We start from the raw sequence: 19,083 nt of genomic DNA on the forward strand, positions 1-19,083 counted from the left end.
TCCGCTAGTGCACCTCCACCGGCGCAAGCGACACCGCCAAACCTTCGCGGAAGCGCACGCGCAGCAGGTCGCCGACCGTGATCTTCCTGACCGCTTCCCGATGCTCGGGCGTCTCGGCCTGCAGGGTGCGCACATTGCCCGTCGGACCCTGGACGGTGAATGCGCCCGCCCCGCCATCGACCTCCACCACAGTTGCCAGCACCGTGACTTCCTGTTCGCCGACGCGCGCGGGTGCGCCGTCAGGGCCGTCGCCCGCGCGACCGTCTTCGGCGATCCAGGCGCCCGGCTCCGCCGTGCCGCCGGGCTGGATGTCGAACAGGATCGAACGGTGGTAACGCACGTCCACGACGTCGCCCACGCGGAGCTTGTCGAGGTCGGCGACGCGCGGGTCGACGGGCAGGACGCGGGAGCCGGTGCCGGTATCCAGGGTCACCAGCCGCTGTTCGAGATCGATGGCGGAGACGGCTCCGCGCACCGCGACCTCTGCCTGCACGATGGTTTCAACCTGGTCTCCGGTGCCCTGTTCCACCTGGTCCGCGTCTGTGGCGACGGCAGCGCTGCAGCCGGTAGCGGCCAGGGCGAGCGCGAGCGCTGCGGCGAAAGGAAACAGGCAAACGGACGGCTTCGCGTTCATCGTTGGCTCCATGTGTGCGTGCATGCCCGGAGGGCGGGTGTGCGCGGATACTAGCCGAAGCGCTACGTGCGGTGCTTGAGGCAGCTCAAGCCGATCGTGTCGGATTAGCCCGCGACCGCCCTGCCCCATGCTTGACCGGAATCAAGGCGTGCCCGCCGCGGCTGCGGCACGATCCCTTCCCATGGACGCTTCCCTCCCCTTCAGCGCCGAGCTCCTGCGCCGCTACGACCGGCCCGGTCCGCGCTACACCTCCTACCCCACCGCACCGCAGTTCAACAATGCGTTCGGCGAGGACCATCTGCGCGACGCCGCTGCCGCCAGCAACGGCGATCCGATCCCGCGCCGGCTGTCGCTGTACGTCCACGTTCCGTTCTGCGTCAGCCCCTGCTTCTACTGCGGCTGCAACCGCATCATCACCCGCGACAAGTCGCGCGCCGAGACCTATCTGGCGCGCCTGTACCGCGAGATCGACATGACCGCGGCGCTCTTCGACCGCGACCGCGAAGTGGTGCAGCTGCACCTTGGCGGCGGCACTCCGAACTTCATGCATCCAGGCCAGATCGGCGAACTGGTCGACGCGCTGCGCCGCCAGTTCCATTTCGGGCGCCCGGAAGAAAGCGATATCTCCATCGAACTCGACCCGCGCTTCGTGTCGCCCGCCGACATCGCCGAGCTGGGCCGGATCGGATTCACCCGTGCCAGCTTCGGCGTGCAGGATTTCGATCCCGTCGTGCAGGAAGCGGTGAACCGCATCCAGTCGGTCGAGGAAACGCGTGCGGTTGTCGATGCCTGCCGTGGCAACGGCTTCCGCTCGGTCAACGTGGACTTGATCTACGGCCTGCCGAAGCAGAATCCGGAAGGTTTCGCGCGCACGCTCGACACCGTGGTGGAGATGCGTCCCGATCGCCTGGCGGTCTACGGCTATGCGCACCTGCCGGAGGTCTTCCGCCCCCAGAACCAGATCAGGGCCGAAGACCTCCCCAGCCCGGAGGAGAAGCTCGCGCTGCTGGAACTGGCGATCACCAAGCTGTCGGGTGCCGGCTACCAGTACATCGGCATGGACCACTTCGCCCTGCCCGACGACGACCTGGCCATGGCCCAGGCGCGTGGCAGCCTGCACCGCAACTTCATGGGCTACACCACCCACGCCGACAGCGACCTGGTCGGCCTGGGGGTGAGCGCGATCAGCCACATCGGCGACACCTTCAGCCAGAACCCGCGCGACCTGCCGTCCTGGCAGTTCGCGATCGACGAAGGCCGCCTGCCGGTGTTCCGCGGCATGCGCCTGGAGGAAGACGACGTGATCCGCGCCGACCTGATCCAGCAGCTGATGTGCCAGGCGGAAGTGCCGATGGACGCGCTGGAGCGCCGGCATGCCATTGTTTTCCGGGAATATTTCGCCGAGGCTCTGGAAAAGATGAAGCCGCTGGAGGACGACGGCCTGGTGCGGATCGAGCCCGGCCGGATCAAGGTGACCGCGCGCGGACGGCTGCTCTTGCGTAACATTGCCATGTGCTTCGATCGCTACCTCACCCCTGCCCCCGCCGACCCCGATACACGGCCCCGCTTCTCTCGCGCGATCTGACGCAAGGGGAGGCGCCGGCGTGGTGAATGACAAGGTCGCGTTCCCACGCGTCGATCCCAGCGTGCTGGCCGACGACGGCGATGCCTTCCACTTCTGCTCCACCTGCGCCTTCTCGCAGGCGTGCATGGCGCAGGGCATGGACAAGGGGTCGCTGGGCGAACTGCACATGCTGGTCGAGCACGTCGGCCCGCTGCATGCCGGCGACCACGTCTTCCGCGTCGGCGACCCGTTCGAGGCCATCGCCGCGGTGCGTGCAGGCACGGTCAAGACCTACATCATCGATCCCAATGGCCGCGAGCACGTGCTCGGCTTCCATTTCCCGGGCGAGGTGATCGGCCTGGACGGCATCGACGGCGACACCTACCCGGTCAACGCGGTCGCGCTCGACACGGTGATGCTGTGCCGCTTCTCGTTCCCGAAGATCTCGGTGCTCGCCGGGCGCCTGCCCGGCCTGCAACAGCACCTGTTCCGCCTGCTCAGTCGCGACATCGGCCGTGCCGCCCTGCTCGCCGGCGACTGGACGGCCGACGAACGCCTGGCGGCCTTCCTGGTGATGATGTCGCGCCGCCTGGCCGCGCGCGGCTTCTCGCCCGATCGCTTCCAGCTGACCATGGCCCGCACCGACATCGCCAACTACCTGCGCCTGGCGCCGGAGACCGTCAGCCGCGTGCTCAAACGCTTCCAGGCCGACGCGCTGCTGCACGTCGACCGCCGCGAGCTCGAGATCCTCGACCAGGCGCGGCTGGGCGCACTCGCTGCACCGGTGCTCTGGAAGCAGTAGCGTCCCGCGGCTTCCGGGCTGGAAGCGCACTCCTGGACTGAGTCGCACGCACTCTTGACCTGCGTCATGGCGGGGTCCCGGCTGCATCCGGAGCATTGCGGCATCCGTCAAACGAGTGCGTCATGAGCAACTATCGCAAGCTCTGGATCGGCCTGGCCGTCCTCCTCGTCTCATCGTTCTCCGTCCTGCTCTGGGCAGGCGGCGAGATCTTCCGCGCAGCGCCACCGGTCCCCGAGCAGGTGGTCTCGGAAGACGGCAGCGTCATCTACACCCGTGCCGACATCGAACGCGGCCGCCAGGTCTGGCAGTCGATCGGCGGCATGCAACTGGGCTCGATCTGGGGACACGGCGGCTACGTGGCTCCCGACTGGAGCGCCGACTGGTTGCACCGCGAAGCGGTGGCCGTGCTCGACGGCTGGGCCAGCGAAGGCGGCACCGCGGCTGCCTGGGCGGACCTGCCGGCGGCCGAGCGCGCCAACCTGCAGGGTCGCCTGCAGGAAATGATGCGCCGGAACACCTACGACCCGGCCACCGGCACCGTCACCCTGGACGCCGACCGGGCCGCCGCGATTTCCCGGGTCGCCGCGCACTACGTGAGCCTGTTCGGCAACGACCCGGCCACGGCGGAGCTGCGCGAAGCCTACGCAATGAAGAACGACACCATCCACGATGCCGAGTACCGGCAGGCGATGACGGCGTTCTTCTGGTGGACGGCCTGGGCGGCGACCACCGAGCGTCCGCTCGAAAGCGGCGACAACATGGTGTCCGACAGGACCGGCGTCGTGCCCAAGCAGGTCACCTACACCAACAACTGGCCGTCCGAGCCGCTGGTCGGCAACACGCCCGCCGCACCGCTGTGGGTCTGGTCGGCGTTCAGCGTGCTGTTCCTGATCCTGGGCATCGCGCTCCTCGGCTGGCACCACGCGGTCACCCACGACAAGGAAGAGCGCGGCCACGCCATCCCGGCGAGCGATCCCTTCGCCGCGGTGCGCATCACTCCATCGATGCGGGCAGTGGCCAAGTACTTCTGGCTGGTGCTGGGCCTGTTCCTGGTGCAGATCCTGCTGGGCGCGATCACCGCGCACTACCAGGTGGAGGGCCAGGACGCCTACGGTTTCGCGCTGTCCGAGGTCCTGCCCTACTCGCTGTCGCGCACCTGGCACACGCAGCTGTCGGTGCTGTGGATCGCGGTGGCATGGCTCGGCACCGGGCTGTACATCGCGCCGCTGCTGTCGGGACACGAGCCGAAGTTCCAGCGCTTCGGAGTGAACTTCCTGTTCTTCTCGCTGATCATCATCGTGGTGGGCTCGTTCGCCGGGCAGTGGTTCGCGGTGATGCAGAAGCTCGGCCTTGAACACAACTTCTGGTTCGGCCACCAGGGCTGGGAATACGCCGACATGGGCCGCTTCTGGCAGTGGTACCTGTTCGTCGGACTGCTGCTGTGGGTGGCGCTGGTCGGGCGCGGGCTGTGGCCGGTACTGAGGAACCGAGACAACGAAACTCGGCACATCGTCGGCCTGCTGTTCATGGCCACTGCCGCGATCGGCCTGTTCTTCGCGTCGGCGCTGATGTGGGGTGAGCACACGCACATCTCCGAGGTCGAGTACTGGCGCTGGTGGCTGGTGCACCTGTGGGTCGAAGGCTTCTTCGAAGTATTCGCGACCGCGGTGATGGCGCTGATCTTCACCAAGCTCGGCCTGTTGAAGACGTCCACGGCCACGGTCGCGGTACTGTTCGCCACGATCATCTTCATGGCCGGCGGCGTGCTGGGCACCCTGCACCACCTGTACTTCGTCGGCACGCCGACGGCGGTGGTCGCCCTGGGCGCCAGCTTCTCCGCGCTTGAAGTAGTGCCGCTGGCCTATATCGGCTTCGAGGGCTACCAGACCTGGAAATACGGCAAGGCGACGCCTTGGATGGCCCGCTACCGCTGGCCGGTGATGTTCTTCATCGCGGTGTCGTTCTGGAACCTGGTGGGCGCAGGCCTGTTCGGCTTCCTCATCAACCCGCCGCTGTCGCTGTACTACATGCAGGGCCTGAACCTGACGCCGCTCCACGGCCACACCGCCTTGTTTGGTGTGTATGGCATGCTCGGCATCGCCCTGATGCTGTTCTGCCTACGCGGCCTGCGCGGGCAGATGGTCTGGGATACGGGAGCGCTGAAGGTGTCGTTCTGGTGCCTCAACATCGGCCTCGCCCTCATGGCCCTGCTCACACTGCTGCCGCTGGGCACGATGCAGCTGCTGGCGGCGATCGAGCATGGCTATGCCTACGCACGTTCGGCCGAGTTCATGCAGCAGCCGATCGTCGACCTGCTGGTATGGATGCGGGTGCCGGGCGACACGATCTTCAGCATCGGTGCCTTCGCGCTGACCTGGTTCGTGCTGCGGCTGTGGATCGCTCCGCGTCGCGAGCCGGTGCCGGGCGCGGAAGGCCGGGAACAGGCCTGAGGCATGGCGGGCAACGACACCCGGCACGGCGGCGCTTCGGCGCCGTTCGTGCAGCTCGCAGCGGCGCCGCACAGGCTGATGTTCTTCGTCGGCGCCGGCAACGTGCTGCTGGCGATGGCGTGGTGGACGGCCTGGCTGGTCGCCGCGCGTTGGCCCGGGCTGCTGCAGATGCCGCAACCCGATCCCTATGCCGGCTGGCTGCATGCGCTCGTCATGCAGTACCAGATGCTGCCGAGCTTCATCTTCGGCTTCCTGCTGACCACCTTCCCGAAGTGGATGGGCCTGCCGGACGCGGCGCGATGGCACTACGTGCCGGTGGGCATCGGCATGTTCGGCGGACAGGTGGCGACCCTGATGGGTGCGCTGGGTGCGCCTGCCGGCATCGAGGTCGGCGTCGCGATGACGCTCGCGGGCTGGACCGCGGGCCTGTGCTTCCTCGGCGACCTGGTGCTGCGCGACCGCAACCGCACATGGCATGCGCGCTCCTGTTTCGCCGCGCTGGCGCTGGGCTGGCTGGGCTTGGCCGCGTTCGGGGGCGCCCTGCTGACCGGGAGCCCGCAGTGGATCTTCGCCAGCATCAAGATCGGCACCTTCGGACTGCTGCTGCCGGTCTACCTCACGGTGGCGCACCGCATGTTCCCGTTCTTCGCCGCCAACGTGGTCCCGGGCTATGTGGCATGGCGTCCGATGTGGCTGCTGGCCACGGCCTGGGCGCTCTGCCTGCTTCATCTGGGACTGGAGCTGGCGCACGCCTACGCCTGGCTGTGGCTGGCCGACCTGCCGCTGCTGGCGCTGTCTCTGCTGGCGCTCGGGCGCTGGTGGCCGCGTGGGCCCAAGCCCGGAATCCTTGCAGTGCTGTTCCTGGGGCTGGCCTGGCTGCCGGTGACCTTCGCGCTCTACGCCGTGCAAAGCCTGGTCTACCTCGCCGGCGACGGATTCATCCTTGGCCGGGCGCCTGCGCACGCGCTGTTCGTGGGCTTCTTCGGCAGCGTGCTGGTGGCCATGGTGACGCGGGTCACCCATGGCCATTCGGGTCGGAAGATCGAGATGACTGGCGTGGCCTGGTTCGCCTTCGCTGCGATCCAGGTGGTGGCCGTGGCGCGCATCCTGGCGGATGTCTCGACGGATGCCGGCGCCTGGTGGGCGGTGGCGGCGCTGGGCTGGCTGCTGGCACTGGCCCCCTGGGTTGCGAGGATCGGCGGGATCTACCTGTCGCCGCGCAAGGATGGGCGCCCGGGGTGAGCCGATGATCGAGTTCTACCCCCAGATCAAATGGGTGCACGTGGCCACGGTACTGGCCAGCGGGCTGCTGTTCGCGCTGCGCGGGCTGCTGGTGCAGGCGGGACGGCCGCGCTTGGCGACGGCGGCGCCGGTGCGCTACCTGAGCTACGCCATCGACACCACGCTGCTGACCGCGGCGCTGATGCTGCTCACCATCCTTCCCGGGGCGATGTTCGCCAACGGCTGGCTGGCGGCCAAGCTCGCGCTGCTCGTGGTCTACGTGGTGCTGGGCACGTTCGCGCTCAAGCGCGGGCGGACGCCGCGCGTGCGCGTGGCCTGCTATTTCGCGGCGCTGGCGGTGTTCGGCTTCATGTACACGATTGCCAGGACGCACCACCCGGGCGGGCTGGCATGGCTGCTGACTGCCGCTTGACCCATGTCATGGCCGCGGGCACCCCGCGGCCGGATAATGCACCCATGCACCGGACCACTGCGCCGGCGCACGCAATCAAACCCCCAAGGAGATGCACCATGAAGCGTTTCATCATCGCCACACTCGGCCTCGGACTGCTCGCCTTCGGCGGCGCCGCGGCGGCGTCCAACTGCACGATCAAGCTCAACGGCGACGACCGCATGCAATTCGACCAGAAGGAGGTCACGGTGTCGGCGTCCTGCAAGACGATCAACATCGAGCTCGCGCACACCGGCCAGCTGCCGGTGGTGGCGATGGGACACAACGTTGTGGTTTCCGCAACGGCCGACGTGTCCGCGGTCAACGCGGCCGGCGCCAAGGCGGGTGCGGCCGCGGGTTACCTGCCCGAGAATGACGCCAAGGTGCTGGGCGCCACCGACATGATCGGCGGCGGTGCAAGCACCAAGGCATCGTTCCCGGGCAGCAAGCTCACTGCCGGCGGCGACTACACCTTCTTCTGTTCCTTCCCCGGCCACGCCGCGCTGATGAAGGGCAAACTGGTCGTCATTCCGTAAGAAAAATCAAGGGTCGCGGCCGGGTGCCGCGGACCTGCATGCCCCAAGGGGCGCGCCCTGGCGCGCCCCTTTCGCATGGCGGCGGCCTATAATGTGCGGATGCAACATCCGCCGGCAGCGTGCTGCCGGCCCGTGCCCGGCAGCACGCTGCCTGCGGGTGGATCCGACGTCCACATTGATCACGATCAATCCCGGGCCGCGCGCCGCGCCGCAGAATACATACCAAGCAACCAAGGTCTCCCGCCCATGTCATCGACCCCCGCCACCGCTTCGGCCCTGGCCGCCAGCGGCCAAGACGCAGCCAGGTCCGGCTACTACAACGACAAGGTGGTACGCCAGTTCACGATCGCGACCGTGGTCTGGGGCATCGTCGGCATGGCCGTCGGCGTGTTCATCGCCGCACAGCTCTACTGGCCGACCATCGCCGAAGGCATCCCGTGGCTGAGCTACGGCCGCCTGCGTCCGCTGCACACCAACGGCGTGATCTTCGCCTTCGGGGTCTGCGCGCTGTTCGCCACCAGCCTGCACGTGGTCCAACGCACCTGCCATGTCCGCCTCATCTCCGACAGGCTGGCGTCATTCGTATTCTGGGGCTGGCAGGCAGTGCTTGTGGCGGCGGTCATCACGCTTCCGATGGGCATGAGCCAGAGCAAGGAGTACGCCGAACTCGAATGGCCGATCGACTGGCTGATCGCCGTGGTCTGGATCGCGTATGCGGTGCTGTTCTTCGGCACGATCGCCAAGCGACGCGTGCAGCACATCTATGTCGCGAACTGGTTCTTCGGCGCGTACATCATCACCATCGCCCTGCTGCACATCGTCAACAACATCGCGATCCCCTCTGGCTGGACCAAGTCCTACCCGGTCTACAGCGGCGCGGTCGATGCGATGGTGCAGTGGTGGTACGGCCACAACGCGGTCGGCTTCCTGCTGACCACCGGCTTCCTCGGCATGATGTATTACTTCGTGCCCAAGCAGGCCGGGCGCCCGATCTATTCCTATCGCCTGTCGATCGTCCACTTCTGGGCGCTGATCGCGGTCTACATGTGGGCCGGCCCGCACCACCTGCACTACACCGCCCTGCCCGACTGGGTGCAGTCGGTGGGGATGGTGTTCTCGCTGATCCTGCTGGCGCCCAGCTGGGGCGGCGCGATCAACGGAATCATGACCCTGTCGGGTGTCTGGTACAAACTGCGCACCGACCCGATCCTGAAGTTCCTGATCGTCGCGCTGTCGTTCTACATGATCGCCACCTTCGAGGGGCCGATGATGTCGATCAAGACGGTCAACTCGCTGTCGCACTACACCGACTGGACCGTCGGCCACGTGCACGCCGGCGCCCTGGGCTGGGTGGCCATGATCACCATCGGCTCGATCTATTCGCTGATGCCGCGCGTGCTCGGCCTCAAGGAGATGTATTCGATCAAGTGGATCGACGCGCACTTCTGGCTGCACACCATCGGCGTGGTGTTCTACATCGTAGCGATGTGGATCGCTGGCGTGATGCAGGGCCTGATGTGGCGCGCGACCAACGCCGACGGCACGCTGACCTACAGCTTCGTCGAGTCCCTCAACGCCACCTATCCCTACTACCTCGTGCGCTTCGGCGGCGGCCTGCTGATCCTTGTCGGCATGCTCCTGATGGCGGTCAACACCTGGAAGACATTCCAGATGGCCAGGAATCCGGCCCCGCAGCCGCTGCTGCCGCCCGACCCGTCCGACGCCCGCGTTCCAGTCCAGGCAGCCTGACATGAGCGAACAGAACAAGATTCCCCCGCCGCCCAACGCGCACGAGAAGATCGAGAAGAACGTCGGCCTGCTGATCGGCCTGGTGGCGATTGCCGTGTCCTTCGGCGGGCTGGCCGAGATCGTGCCCCTGATGTACCAGGCCGAGGCGATCGAGCCCCTGCCCGGCGTCGAGCCCTATCCGGCGCTCGAGCTCGCAGGCCGCGACATCTACGTGCGCGAGGGCTGCGCCAACTGCCACACGCAGATGATCCGTACCCTGCGCTTCGAATCCGAGCGCTACGGCCATTACTCGCTGGCCGGCGAGTCGGTCTACGATCGCCCGCACCTGTGGGGCTCCAAGCGCACCGGGCCGGACCTGGCCCGCGTCGGCGGCCGCTACTCCGACGACTGGCATCGCGTGCACCTGATCGACCCGCGTGCAGTCGTGCCGGAATCGAACATGCCGTCCTTCCCGTGGCTCGCGGACACGCCGGTCGACGGCCGGGCGGTCAGCCGCAACATGCGGCAGCTGCAGCGGCTTGGCGATCCCTACTCCGACGAAGAGATCGCCGATGCCGCCGGGATCGTTGCCGGCAGGACCGAGCTCGACGCGGTGGTCGCCTACCTGCAGGGCCTGGGCCTGCACGCGCCGACGGTCGGCGCCGCCGCCACGGCATCCACGGAGGCCGCGCAATGATGGGCGGGATCATCACCGTGGCCCTGCTGTTGCTGTTCGTCGGCGGCTGGATCTGGATATGGCGGCCCATGCACCAGGCCGAGTTCGACGCAGCCGCGCAGCTGCCCCTTGAGGACGATTCCGAGGAGCCCCGGGAATGACCACCGGTTGGAGCATCTATGTCATCGTGCTGGTGGTGCTGAACATCGCCGGCCTCTGGGCCCTGCTGGCGTGGACCGCCCGGCGCCGCCCGGGCGATCCCAAGCCCGACGACACCAGCCACGTCTGGGACGGCGACATCACCGAGTACAACAAGCCGCTGCCGCGCTGGTGGATCATCGGCTTCTACCTGACCATGGTGTACGCCGTCGGCTACCTGATCTGGTATCCGGGCCTGGGCAACTTCAAGGGCATCAGCGGCTGGACCTCGGCCGGCGAACACGACGCCGACAAGGCCCGCCAGGACGCCGTCCTCGCCGAGACCTTCCGTCCCTATGACGGCCAGCCGATCTCCGCGCTTGCGGGCGATCCGCGTGCGGTCGAGCTCGGGCACGCGATCTTCGCCAACACCTGCGCGACCTGCCACGGATCCTCCGCGCAGGGCGCGGTCGGCTACCCCAACCTGACCGACGACATCTGGCACTGGGGCAGCTCCGAGGAGCGCATCCTCGAAAGCATCCTCGACGGCCGCCAGGGCGTGATGCCGGAATGGGGCACGGTCCTCACCGGCATGGGCGGCAACAACGCCGTGCTCTCCGTCGCCACCTACGTGCGCGCGCTGGCCGGTGAAGTGCCGGAGAACGACTTCTTCGCCGCCCAGGGCAAGGGCCTGTACGAAGGCGTCTGCGTGGCCTGCCACGGCATCGACGGCGCGGGCAACCAGGACCTCGGCGCGCCCGACCTGACCGACGATTACACCATGTACGGCAACTCCGTCGAGTCGATCATGGAGACCATCAACAAGGGCCGCCACGGCGTCATGCCGGCGCACCGCGACCTGCTTGGCGAGACCCGGTCCCGGCTGGTGGCGTCCTATGTTTGGTCGCTGTCCCGCGGTGAGGGCGACCAGGCGCAGAGCGCGGACACCCAGTGAGCCACGTCCCGGGCCCCGGCTTCGACCACCCGCCGCGCCCCATGGCGCAGCGGGTCGGTGCCATCCTGTGGCCCAGCTTCTTCGCCGCCGGCGTCGCGACGATGGTGTTCTCGGCCTTCGTCGACCCGCTGATGCTGCGCGACATCACCTTCCCGGACGTCGAGATCAGCCGCAGCCTCGGCTATTCGATCGCCTTCTTCATGTTCTGGGTCGCCACGGCGGCCTCGAGCCTTTTCACATGGATCCTGCTGCGCCCGGCAAGCCGGTACAACAAGGCGCTTCCCCCCGACAGATGAACCGTCGTATTCCCCTGGAGCTCGCCGAGGACACCGGCGGCTCGATGTACGTCAGCGAGCGCAAGGTCTATCCGCGCGAAGTCTCCGGACGCCTGAACACCTTGCGCGTGGCCGCCGTGTTCTGGCTGCTGGGCATGTTCTATGTCTTTCCGTGGCTGCGCTGGGACGACCGCCAGGCGGTGCTGTTCGACCTGCCGGCGCGCAAGTTCCACGTCTTCAGCCTGACCTTCTGGCCTCAGGACTTCCTGTTCCTGGCGCTGCTGCTGATCATCGCCGCGCTGGCGCTGTTCTTCTTCACCGCGCTGGCCGGGCGCCTGTTCTGCGGTTATGCCTGCCCGCAGACGGTGTGGACGGAAGTGTTTCTGTGGATGGAGCGCTGGACCGAGGGCGAGCGCAACAAGCGCATCAAGCTCGACGCCGGCCCCTGGACCCGCGAGAAGGTCCTGCGCAAGGGTGCCAAGCACACGCTGTGGCTGGTGTTCGCACTCTGGACCGGCTTCACCTTCGTCGGCTTCTTCACGCCCATCGGCGACCTGGCCGCGCGCCTGCCGCGCCTGGAATGGGGCGGCTGGGAAGTGTTCTGGGTGGTGTTCTACGCACTGGCCACCTGGGGCAACGCCGGCTTCCTGCGCGAGCAGGTGTGCAAGTACATGTGTCCCTACGCGCGCTTCCAGAGCGCGATGTTCGACCGCAATACCCTGATCATCGCCTACGACCCGATGCGCGGCGAGCCGCGCGGGCCACGCAAGCGCGGCCTGGGCAGCGTTGTCCAGCGTGCGCGCGGCCTGCTCGACCAGATCACCGCCTACGACTACGTGTTCCGCGCGGCACTGCACCCGACCGCGGCCGACAACCGCGTGCAGGCCGCGGGCACGATCACGCTTGGCGGCATCGGCGAGGTGGCCGAGCCGCTGCCGAAGTTCGCCACCGACGAGCTCGGCGACTGCATCGACTGCACCCTGTGCGTGCAGGTCTGCCCGACCGGCATCGATATCCGCAACGGCCTGCAGTACGAGTGCATCGCCTGCGGCGCGTGCATCGACGCCTGTGACGACGTGATGGACAAGATGGGCTTCGAACGCGGCCTGATCCGTTACAGCACCCAGAACGCGATCGACAGCAAGCCCACTCGCGTCATGCGTCCTCGCGTGCTGGTCTACGGCGCCCTGCTGCTGGCGCTGAGCGTGGCCTGGGTGGCGGGCGTGCAGATGCGCAGCCCGCTGATCGTCGAGGTGCTGCGCGATCGCAACGCGCTCTACCGCGTGGTCGCCGATGGCCAAGTGGAAAACGACTACACCATCAAGGTGGTCAACAAGAGCGACGGCGCCAGCACCTATCGCATCGCCATCGAAGGCGGCGCGGCCGGCATCGAGCTGCGCGGCACGGGCCTCGACGCCGTACGCGCGGATGCCCAGCAGGTGATCAGCGTGCCCGTGATCATCGCCGCCCCCGACTCCCTCAAGGGCCGCCACTCCCTGACCTTCCGTGTCGAGACCATCGACGGCGAGGCCAGCGAGACGGTCGACAGCAGCTTCTTCGGACCCATGTGATGACAGACGAGAAAAAGCGCCCCTTCTGGCGCGAACCCATGATGTGGCTGGTGATCGCGCTGCCGCTGGCGTCCGTGATTGCCGGGGTGAGCCTGCTCAGCCTTGCGCTCCGCGATTCGAGCGATTCAGTGGGCGACGTGGTCCAGCGCACCGCGCAGATCCAGGTCTCCGACCTGAGCCCCGACGCCCGGGCGCGCGAACTGGGCCTGAGCGCGATCATCCGTATCGACGAAGGCTATGTCGAAGTGCTTCCCGTGACCGGCGAGTTCAGGCGCGACCAGCCGCTGCGGGTGGTGCTGCGCCATCCCATCGCGGCCGCCTCCGACGTCGAGCTGCGCGCCGAACCCAGCGACAACGGCTGGCGCGCCGAGGCCACAGTCGGTCAGGACAACGACTGGAACGTCGAGCTGATGCCCGAGGGCATGCCCTGGCGCTTGAAGGGCCGCCTGCCCAGGAATCTGCGCGCGGCGCACCTGCCGGTGTCCTCCGGCGAGCAGGAGTGAGGTGAACGCGGGCGCGGTCGTCACGGCCACCGCCGTGCGCGACGCGCAGGGCGTGGGCGAAGGCTGCTTTCACTGCAGTGACGCCCTGCCCCCGGACCCGGCCAGCGCGCGCATCGACGGCGAACAGCGCCGCTTCTGCTGTGACGGCTGCGCCGCCGCCGCGCAGTGGATCCGCGACGCCAACCTCGTCGACTACTACCGCCTGCGCACCCAGCGGGGCGGCCGCGCCGCCACCGACCTCGACGCCCAGCTCGCCGCCTTCGACCGCGACGACGTCCAGGCCGGGCATGTGCGCGACGTCGATGGCGGCCGCGAGATCACGGTGCTGACCGACGGCATGCGCTGCGCGGCCTGCGCCTGGCTGGTCGACCGGGCGGTGGCCCGCGAACCCGGCGTACTCGAAGTCGTCGCCAATGCCGTGACCGGCCGCATCCGCATCGCCTGGGACCCGGCGCGCACCGCACTCTCCGCCCTGCTGCGGCGCCTGGCCGGCCTCGGCTACGTGCCCTACCTCGCATCGGGCAGCGCGCGCGAGCGCGAGCGCCGCGCGCAGCGCAACCGCGACCTCGTGCGCATCGGCATCGCGGGCCTGGTCTCGATCCAGGCGATGATGTTCGCCGAGGCGCTGTATCTCGACATCTACCAGCAGATGCCGATCGCCACGCGCGATTTCTTCCGCTGGATCACCCTGCTGGTGTCGACGCCGGTGGTGTTCTGGTGCGGCTGGCCGTTCATCGCCGGCATGCTGCGCGAGCTGCGCAACCGCCAGCTGGGCATGGACACGCTGATCGCCAGCTCCACCCTGCTGGCCTACTTCGCCAGCGTGTTCGAAACCCTCCGCGGCGGCACCCATGTCTGGTACGACGCCGCGGTGATGTTCGTCTTCCTGCTGCTCGGTGCGCGCATGCTCGAACAGCGGGCGCGGCGCATCGCCGTGGCCCAGGTCGACACGCTGGCGCGGGCGCGGCCCGAGCTTGCGACGCGCGAGCTGGCCGACGGCAGCCGCGAGGTCGTGCCGACCGCGGCCCTGGTCGCTGGCGACATCGCCTGCATCGCCGCCGGCGACACCGTGCCCGCCGACGGCATCCTGCTCGAGGCCAGTGCGCGCTTCGAGGAAGCACTGCTGACCGGCGAAGCGCATCCGGTGCTGCATGCTCCCGGCGACACCATCTTCGCCGGCACCGTCTGCCGCGAAGCGCCGGCGCGGATCCGCGTCGAGCAGGTTGGCGCCGGCACCCGCCTGTCGGAGCTGGAATCCCTGGTCGAGCGCGCGCAGTCGCACCGCCCCCGTGCGGCACAGCTGGCGGACGCCTTCTCCAGCCGCTTCGTGGCCGGGATCCTGCTGGCCGCGGTCGTGGTCTATCTCGGCTGGAGGGTGTACGACCCGTCGCGCGCGCTCGAGGTCACCATCGCCCTGCTGGTGATCAGCTGCCCCTGCGCGCTGTCGTTGGCGGTGCCCACGGCGCTCACGGTCGCCAACGGCGCGCTGGCGAAGCTCGGGGTGCTGTCGACCAACCCGGACGCGCTGGGGTCGCTGGCGGCGGCCACCGACATCGTATTCGACAAGACCGGCACCCTTGGCAGCGGACAGCCCACGCTCGCGCGCGTGGAGGCCTTCAGCGGCCTCGATATCGAAGACGCGCTGGGCATCGCCGCGGCGCTGGAACGCGACAGCCTGCATCCGATCGCGCGTGCGTTCACAGGGCAGGACGCCGGCCTGGCCGTCGAGGCGGTGGAGGAGCACCCGGGGCTCGGTATCGCCGGCACGGTCGAGGGTCGCGCCTGGCGCATGGGCCGCGCCGACTTCGCGGCCGGTCGCGCCGATGACGGTGCGCTGTGGCTGGGCGATGGCTGCGAGGCGGTCGCACGCTTCGTGCTGGAAGAACCGCCGCGCGCCGATGCCGCCGCAGCCGTGACCGCGCTGCGCGAGCTGGGCATCGAGGTGCACCTGTCCAGCGGTGACGCCGCGGCACCGGTGAACGCGTTCGCCGACCAGCTCGGCATCGACCGTGCAGCATCGCGCCAGTCTCCCGAGGACAAGCTGCGCGGCGTGCGCGCCCTCCAGGCCGGGGGCAGGACAGTGGCGATGGTCGGCGACGGCCTCAACGACGCCCCTGTGCTGGCCGGGGCCGACGTGTCAATCGCGATCGGCAGCGGGGCCGCCCTCGCCCACCGCGCAGCGAGCCTGGTGCTGACGGGGCCGTCGCTGCTGCGCGTTCCCGCCGCCATCGGCCTGGCGCGGCGCACGCGTGCCATCGTGCGGCAGAACCTGGCCTGGGCGCTGGGCTACAACGTGGTGGCCATTCCGCTGGCCGCCGCCGGCCTGGTAACGCCCTGGGTGGCGGCCTTGGGCATGGCGCTGTCATCGCTCATCGTCACCGTCAATGCGCTGCGCCTGGCGCGGAGTCCGGCCGCATGACCATCCTGCTGTTCCTCATCCCCATGAGCCTGGTGCTGCTGCTGCTGGCGGTCTGGGCGTTCCGCTGGGCGGTGCGCAAGGGACAGTTCGAGAACCTGGACGCCGCGGCGATCGACATCCTGCGCGATGACGCCGCGGATCTCCCGCCCACCGCCGCTCCGCCAGCCGCATCGGTGCCAACGGACGAGTCGGCAAGGCGACCGCGGGGCGACCGGACCCATGCCGACTGACTGGCTCGCAATCGGCGCGGCGCTGCTGGCCGGCCTGATGGGCGGCGTGCACTGCGCAGCGATGTGCGGCGGCATCGCCACCGGCTTCTCGGCGATGGGCGGACACCGCGGCTGGTGGCCGGCGCTGCAGCCCAACCTCGGGCGCGTGGGTGGCTACGTGCTGGCCGGCGCGGTCGCCGGCGGCATCGGCGGCGGCATCCTCGCCGCGGCGCGCAGCCCCTGGCTCGCTTTCGGCGCGCGCATGCTGGTGGGCGCAGTGCTGGTGCTGGTGGCGCTGCGGCTGCTCGACCGCTCCGGCCGCCTGTCCTTCCTCGGCCGCCCCGGTGCCGCGCTCTGGCAGCACCTGCGCGTGCTGCAGCGGCCCTTGTTGCCTGCCAACACCGCCGCCAAGCGGCTCGCGCTCGGCGTGCTCTGGGGCTGGATGCCCTGCGGCCTCAGCACCACGCTGCTCGCGGCCGCCTGGCTGCAGGCCGATGCCCGCAACGGCGCGCTGACGATGGCCGCCTTCGGCCTCGGCACCTTGCCGCTGATGGTGTCGCTGACCTGGTCGGGCGCGCGCCTGGGGCAGTGGCTTCAACGCGGACCCTGGCGCATGGCCATTGGCGGGCTCGTGCTCGCGGCGGGCGTGCTGACCCTTGCCGCGCCGTGGTTGATGCATATCCCCGCGCTTGCCGGACCGTTGGCGGCACTGGGCTGCCTGCCGCCGCCCTGAGCAGCATGCTTCACCGCACGTCGCACCCGGGCGTGCAGGTGCCGGGCGCTACCCGCCGCCCTTGCGCGCCGCCCGCAGCCGCTCCAGTTTCTCGCGCAGCTTGATCTCCAGACCACGCTCCACCGGGCGGTAGTAGACGCGTTCGCCCATCGCGTCGGGGAAGCCGGTCTGGCCCAGCGCCACGCCGCCCTTCGCGTCGTGGTCGTACTGGTAGCCCGCGCCGTGGCCGAGCTGCTTCATCAGCTTCGTGGGCGCGTTGCGCAGGTGCATGGGCACCTCGGCGCTGCCATATTCGGATACGTCGCGCTTCGCCTCGCCCATCGCCACGTAGGCGGCGTTCGACTTTGCGGTGCTGGCCAGGTAGATCGCAAGCTGGCCCAGCGCGAGGTCGCCCTCCGGACTGCCCAGGCGGTCGTAGGCATCCCAGGCCTCAAGGGCCATGGTGAGCGCGCGCGGATCGGCCAGGCCGATGTCTTCCACCGCCATGCGCGTCAGCCGGCGCGCCAGGTAGCTCGCATCCGCGCCACCGTCGAGCATCCGCGCCAGCCAGTACAGCGCCGCGTCGGGGTTCGAACTGCGCACGGATTTGTGCAGCGCGGAGATCTGGTCGTAGAACTGGTCGCCGCCCTTGTCGAAGCGTCGGCTGCGGTCGGCCAGCACCTGGGCCAGGGTTTCGTCGGTGATGGTGCCGCCCTCGCCCACCAGCTCCACCGCGATCTCGAGCAGGGTCAGCGCGCGGCGCACATCGCCGTCGGCGGCGCTGGCGATGAGCCGCAGCTGTTCGTCGCCGATGGCGATGCCGCGCCCGCCGAGGCCGCGCGCATCGTCGTCGAGCGCACGCTGCATGGCGATGCCGATGTCTTCGGGCGAGACCGCTTCCATCACGTGCACGCGGCAGCGCGACAGCAGCGCCGAGTTCAGTTCGAACGAGGGGTTCTCGGTGGTGGCGCCGACGAAGATGATCGTGCCGCGTTCGATATGCGGCAGGAACGCGTCCTGCTGCACCTTGTTGAAGCGATGCACCTCGTCGACGAACAGCACCGTCCGGTGGCCGCCCGCGAACGTGTGCTCGGCCTCCGCAAGCACCTTGCGGACATCGGGCAGCCCGGTGAGCACCGCCGAGATCGCCCGGTACTCGGCGTCGGAGTACTCGGCCAGCAGCAGCGCCAGCGTGGTCTTGCCGCAGCCCGGCGGCCCCCACAGCACCATCGAGTGCACGCGGCCGGATTCGACGGCGCGACGCAGCGCGGAGCCGGGTGCCAGCAGGCGGCGCTGGCCGACCATCTCGTCGAGCGTGCGCGGACGCATGCGCTCGGCCAGCGGGCGCAGCGCCAGCGCGTCGGTGGCAGGGGGAAGGAGGCCGGGCGTGCCGGCATCCATTGCGTGCTTGCGGGACACGTCGCATCCAAGAGGGAAATGCAGGAGGCAACGATACCAAGGTCGCCGCCGCGGCGATCGAAGTCAGCGGATGGCGGCGGCGAAATCCGGGTTGGCGACGATGTTCGGGCCGAGCGCGTGGTCGACGCTCAGCCAGGCAGAGGCGTGCAGATCGTAGAGGGCGTCGATGCGCGCCGTCGTGCTGCCGCCGGGGCCGAAGTCGGCCAGGCCATGGGCTTCGATGCGGACGAAACGCTGGCCCGACTGCATGCTCGAGATGTCATCCAGCTGCAGGAACACGCGCCCCGCGCCCGGATACGCCTCGAGCTCGGCCCCCACGCGCGCCTCGAGTTCGGCCATCAGGCCGGCGTCGTTGGGGACGAAGTGTTCGCCATCACCCGCGCCATCACCCCCCAGCATGATCTCGGGGTAGCCCGCCGTTGCGAACACGGGGTCGTAGCGGGTGCGGTAGCGGAAGGCGAGCCAGTCATCGCTGCCGGCATCGCCGGTTAAACGCAGCTGGCCGGCGCCATGCACGACGTGGTCGCGGGGGCCGATGATCTCGACATCGGCCTCGCCGAGCCTCAGCTCCAGCACGGCCTCGCCGAATTCACCGCCCAGCGTGGGGACCAGCACCGCGGCGACCGCCGCCTGCACCTGCTCGTCGGCCGGCAACCATGTGGAGTCGGGTTCGGGCGAAGCTGCGGTGGTGGCCGCATCGTCCCAGGCCTGCGCGAATGCCCACGGCGCCGCCGAGGCCAGCAACACGGCCAGGCACAGGATCTTGGCGCGGCGGAGTGCCGGCATGGAACGTTTCCCTGATGCGGGGTACGTCCGGGGT

Annotated in this window: 19 protein-coding genes; 16 read left to right on the top strand and 3 right to left on the bottom strand. The window is 69.0% G+C overall.

The window, feature by feature from the left end; genetic code table 11:
* Positions 1-4: 4 nt before the first annotated feature.
* Positions 5-634 (bottom strand): hypothetical protein, encoded by a 630-nt coding sequence (locus tag ACW5F0_RS02880; protein WP_456964519.1) that lies wholly within the window; start codon positions 632-634, stop codon positions 5-7.
* A 181-nt stretch (positions 635-815) separates the two neighbouring features.
* Between ACW5F0_RS02880 and hemN the strand changes: the two genes are divergently transcribed.
* The 16 genes from hemN to ACW5F0_RS02960 all read left to right on the top strand — a co-directional run bounded on the left by hemN (position 816) and on the right by ACW5F0_RS02960 (position 16,865).
* On the top strand, positions 816-2,219 hold the full coding sequence (gene hemN, locus ACW5F0_RS02885; protein ID WP_456964520.1) for an oxygen-independent coproporphyrinogen III oxidase: 1,404 nt from the start codon (positions 816-818) through the stop codon (positions 2,217-2,219).
* A 22-nt stretch (positions 2,220-2,241) separates the two neighbouring features.
* Positions 2,242-3,000 carry a helix-turn-helix domain-containing protein gene (locus tag ACW5F0_RS02890; RefSeq protein WP_456964521.1) on the top strand — a complete coding sequence of 253 codons (759 nt, stop codon included), beginning with the start codon at positions 2,242-2,244 and terminating at the stop codon, positions 2,998-3,000.
* Between the two features lie 122 nt (positions 3,001-3,122).
* Positions 3,123-5,450, top strand: coding sequence for a nitric-oxide reductase large subunit (locus ACW5F0_RS02895; RefSeq protein WP_456964522.1), 2,328 nt, complete (start codon positions 3,123-3,125; stop codon positions 5,448-5,450).
* Positions 5,451-5,453: 3 nt separating this feature from the next.
* Positions 5,454-6,692: an NnrS family protein gene (locus ACW5F0_RS02900; protein ID WP_456964523.1), complete on the top strand. Its 1,239-nt coding sequence runs from the start codon at positions 5,454-5,456 to the stop codon at positions 6,690-6,692.
* Positions 6,693-6,696: 4 nt separating this feature from the next.
* On the top strand, positions 6,697-7,104 hold the full coding sequence (locus ACW5F0_RS02905; protein WP_456998993.1) for a SirB2 family protein: 408 nt from the start codon (positions 6,697-6,699) through the stop codon (positions 7,102-7,104).
* 98 nt (positions 7,105-7,202) lie between these two features.
* Complete coding sequence (gene azu, locus ACW5F0_RS02910) at positions 7,203-7,658, top strand: azurin (protein ID WP_456964525.1); 456 nt, start codon at positions 7,203-7,205, stop codon at positions 7,656-7,658.
* A 246-nt stretch (positions 7,659-7,904) separates the two neighbouring features.
* The gene (gene ccoN, locus ACW5F0_RS02915) at positions 7,905-9,407 is read left to right on the top strand and encodes a cytochrome-c oxidase, cbb3-type subunit I (protein ID WP_456964526.1); all 1,503 of its coding nucleotides are present in this window, start codon (positions 7,905-7,907) and stop codon (positions 9,405-9,407) included.
* Between the two features lies 1 nt (position 9,408).
* On the top strand, positions 9,409-10,083 hold the full coding sequence (gene ccoO, locus ACW5F0_RS02920) for a cytochrome-c oxidase, cbb3-type subunit II (protein ID WP_456998994.1): 675 nt from the start codon (positions 9,409-9,411) through the stop codon (positions 10,081-10,083).
* Positions 10,080-10,223: a cbb3-type cytochrome oxidase subunit 3 gene (locus ACW5F0_RS02925; RefSeq protein WP_456964528.1), complete on the top strand. Its 144-nt coding sequence runs from the start codon at positions 10,080-10,082 to the stop codon at positions 10,221-10,223. The genes ccoO and ACW5F0_RS02925 overlap by 4 nt, the downstream gene beginning before the upstream one ends.
* The gene (gene ccoP, locus ACW5F0_RS02930; RefSeq protein WP_456964529.1) at positions 10,220-11,155 is read left to right on the top strand and encodes a cytochrome-c oxidase, cbb3-type subunit III; all 936 of its coding nucleotides are present in this window, start codon (positions 10,220-10,222) and stop codon (positions 11,153-11,155) included. The genes ACW5F0_RS02925 and ccoP overlap by 4 nt, the downstream gene beginning before the upstream one ends.
* Before the next feature lie 41 nt (positions 11,156-11,196).
* Positions 11,197-11,451: a hypothetical protein gene (locus tag ACW5F0_RS02935; protein WP_456965252.1), complete on the top strand. Its 255-nt coding sequence runs from the start codon at positions 11,197-11,199 to the stop codon at positions 11,449-11,451.
* A complete protein-coding gene (locus tag ACW5F0_RS02940) occupies positions 11,448-13,001 on the top strand; it encodes a 4Fe-4S dicluster domain-containing protein (protein ID WP_456964530.1) in 1,554 nt (517 codons plus the stop codon). The genes ACW5F0_RS02935 and ACW5F0_RS02940 overlap by 4 nt, the downstream gene beginning before the upstream one ends.
* Complete coding sequence (locus tag ACW5F0_RS02945; protein ID WP_456998995.1) at positions 13,001-13,504, top strand: FixH family protein; 504 nt, start codon at positions 13,001-13,003, stop codon at positions 13,502-13,504. The genes ACW5F0_RS02940 and ACW5F0_RS02945 overlap by 1 nt, the downstream gene beginning before the upstream one ends.
* Before the next feature lies 1 nt (position 13,505).
* On the top strand, positions 13,506-15,923 hold the full coding sequence (locus ACW5F0_RS02950; RefSeq protein WP_456998996.1) for a heavy metal translocating P-type ATPase: 2,418 nt from the start codon (positions 13,506-13,508) through the stop codon (positions 15,921-15,923).
* A complete protein-coding gene (gene ccoS, locus ACW5F0_RS02955; RefSeq protein WP_456964533.1) occupies positions 15,920-16,153 on the top strand; it encodes a cbb3-type cytochrome oxidase assembly protein CcoS in 234 nt (77 codons plus the stop codon). Before ACW5F0_RS02950 ends, ccoS begins: the two co-directional genes overlap by 4 nt.
* The gene (locus tag ACW5F0_RS02960; protein WP_456964534.1) at positions 16,143-16,865 is read left to right on the top strand and encodes a sulfite exporter TauE/SafE family protein; all 723 of its coding nucleotides are present in this window, start codon (positions 16,143-16,145) and stop codon (positions 16,863-16,865) included. Before ccoS ends, ACW5F0_RS02960 begins: the two co-directional genes overlap by 11 nt.
* Before the next feature lie 48 nt (positions 16,866-16,913).
* Here the strand turns inward: ACW5F0_RS02960 and ACW5F0_RS02965 are convergent, their stop codons facing one another.
* A complete protein-coding gene (locus tag ACW5F0_RS02965) occupies positions 16,914-18,245 on the bottom strand; it encodes a replication-associated recombination protein A (protein ID WP_456965253.1) in 1,332 nt (443 codons plus the stop codon).
* Positions 18,246-18,326: 81 nt separating this feature from the next.
* Positions 18,327-19,049 carry a hypothetical protein gene (locus ACW5F0_RS02970; protein WP_456964535.1) on the bottom strand — a complete coding sequence of 241 codons (723 nt, stop codon included), beginning with the start codon at positions 19,047-19,049 and terminating at the stop codon, positions 18,327-18,329.
* Positions 19,050-19,083: the final 34 nt, after the last annotated feature.

This window comes from Luteimonas sp. A534 (assembly GCF_054072805.1).

Coding starts and splice junctions, on each gene's coding strand:
- ACW5F0_RS02880 (WP_456964519.1), bottom strand. CDS start 634: ATGAACGCGAAGCCGTCCGTTTGCCTGTTTCCTTTCGCCGCAGCGCTC.
- hemN (WP_456964520.1), top strand. CDS start 816: ATGGACGCTTCCCTCCCCTTCAGCGCCGAGCTCCTGCGCCGCTACGAC.
- ACW5F0_RS02895 (WP_456964522.1), top strand. CDS start 3,123: ATGAGCAACTATCGCAAGCTCTGGATCGGCCTGGCCGTCCTCCTCGTC.
- ACW5F0_RS02900 (WP_456964523.1), top strand. CDS start 5,454: ATGGCGGGCAACGACACCCGGCACGGCGGCGCTTCGGCGCCGTTCGTG.
- ACW5F0_RS02905 (WP_456998993.1), top strand. CDS start 6,697: ATGATCGAGTTCTACCCCCAGATCAAATGGGTGCACGTGGCCACGGTA.
- azu (WP_456964525.1), top strand. CDS start 7,203: ATGAAGCGTTTCATCATCGCCACACTCGGCCTCGGACTGCTCGCCTTC.
- ccoN (WP_456964526.1), top strand. CDS start 7,905: ATGTCATCGACCCCCGCCACCGCTTCGGCCCTGGCCGCCAGCGGCCAA.
- ccoO (WP_456998994.1), top strand. CDS start 9,409: ATGAGCGAACAGAACAAGATTCCCCCGCCGCCCAACGCGCACGAGAAG.
- ACW5F0_RS02925 (WP_456964528.1), top strand. CDS start 10,080: ATGATGGGCGGGATCATCACCGTGGCCCTGCTGTTGCTGTTCGTCGGC.
- ccoP (WP_456964529.1), top strand. CDS start 10,220: ATGACCACCGGTTGGAGCATCTATGTCATCGTGCTGGTGGTGCTGAAC.
- ACW5F0_RS02935 (WP_456965252.1), top strand. CDS start 11,197: ATGGCGCAGCGGGTCGGTGCCATCCTGTGGCCCAGCTTCTTCGCCGCC.
- ACW5F0_RS02940 (WP_456964530.1), top strand. CDS start 11,448: ATGAACCGTCGTATTCCCCTGGAGCTCGCCGAGGACACCGGCGGCTCG.
- ACW5F0_RS02945 (WP_456998995.1), top strand. CDS start 13,001: ATGACAGACGAGAAAAAGCGCCCCTTCTGGCGCGAACCCATGATGTGG.
- ccoS (WP_456964533.1), top strand. CDS start 15,920: ATGACCATCCTGCTGTTCCTCATCCCCATGAGCCTGGTGCTGCTGCTG.
- ACW5F0_RS02960 (WP_456964534.1), top strand. CDS start 16,143: ATGCCGACTGACTGGCTCGCAATCGGCGCGGCGCTGCTGGCCGGCCTG.
- ACW5F0_RS02965 (WP_456965253.1), bottom strand. CDS start 18,245: ATGGATGCCGGCACGCCCGGCCTCCTTCCCCCTGCCACCGACGCGCTG.
- ACW5F0_RS02970 (WP_456964535.1), bottom strand. CDS start 19,049: ATGCCGGCACTCCGCCGCGCCAAGATCCTGTGCCTGGCCGTGTTGCTG.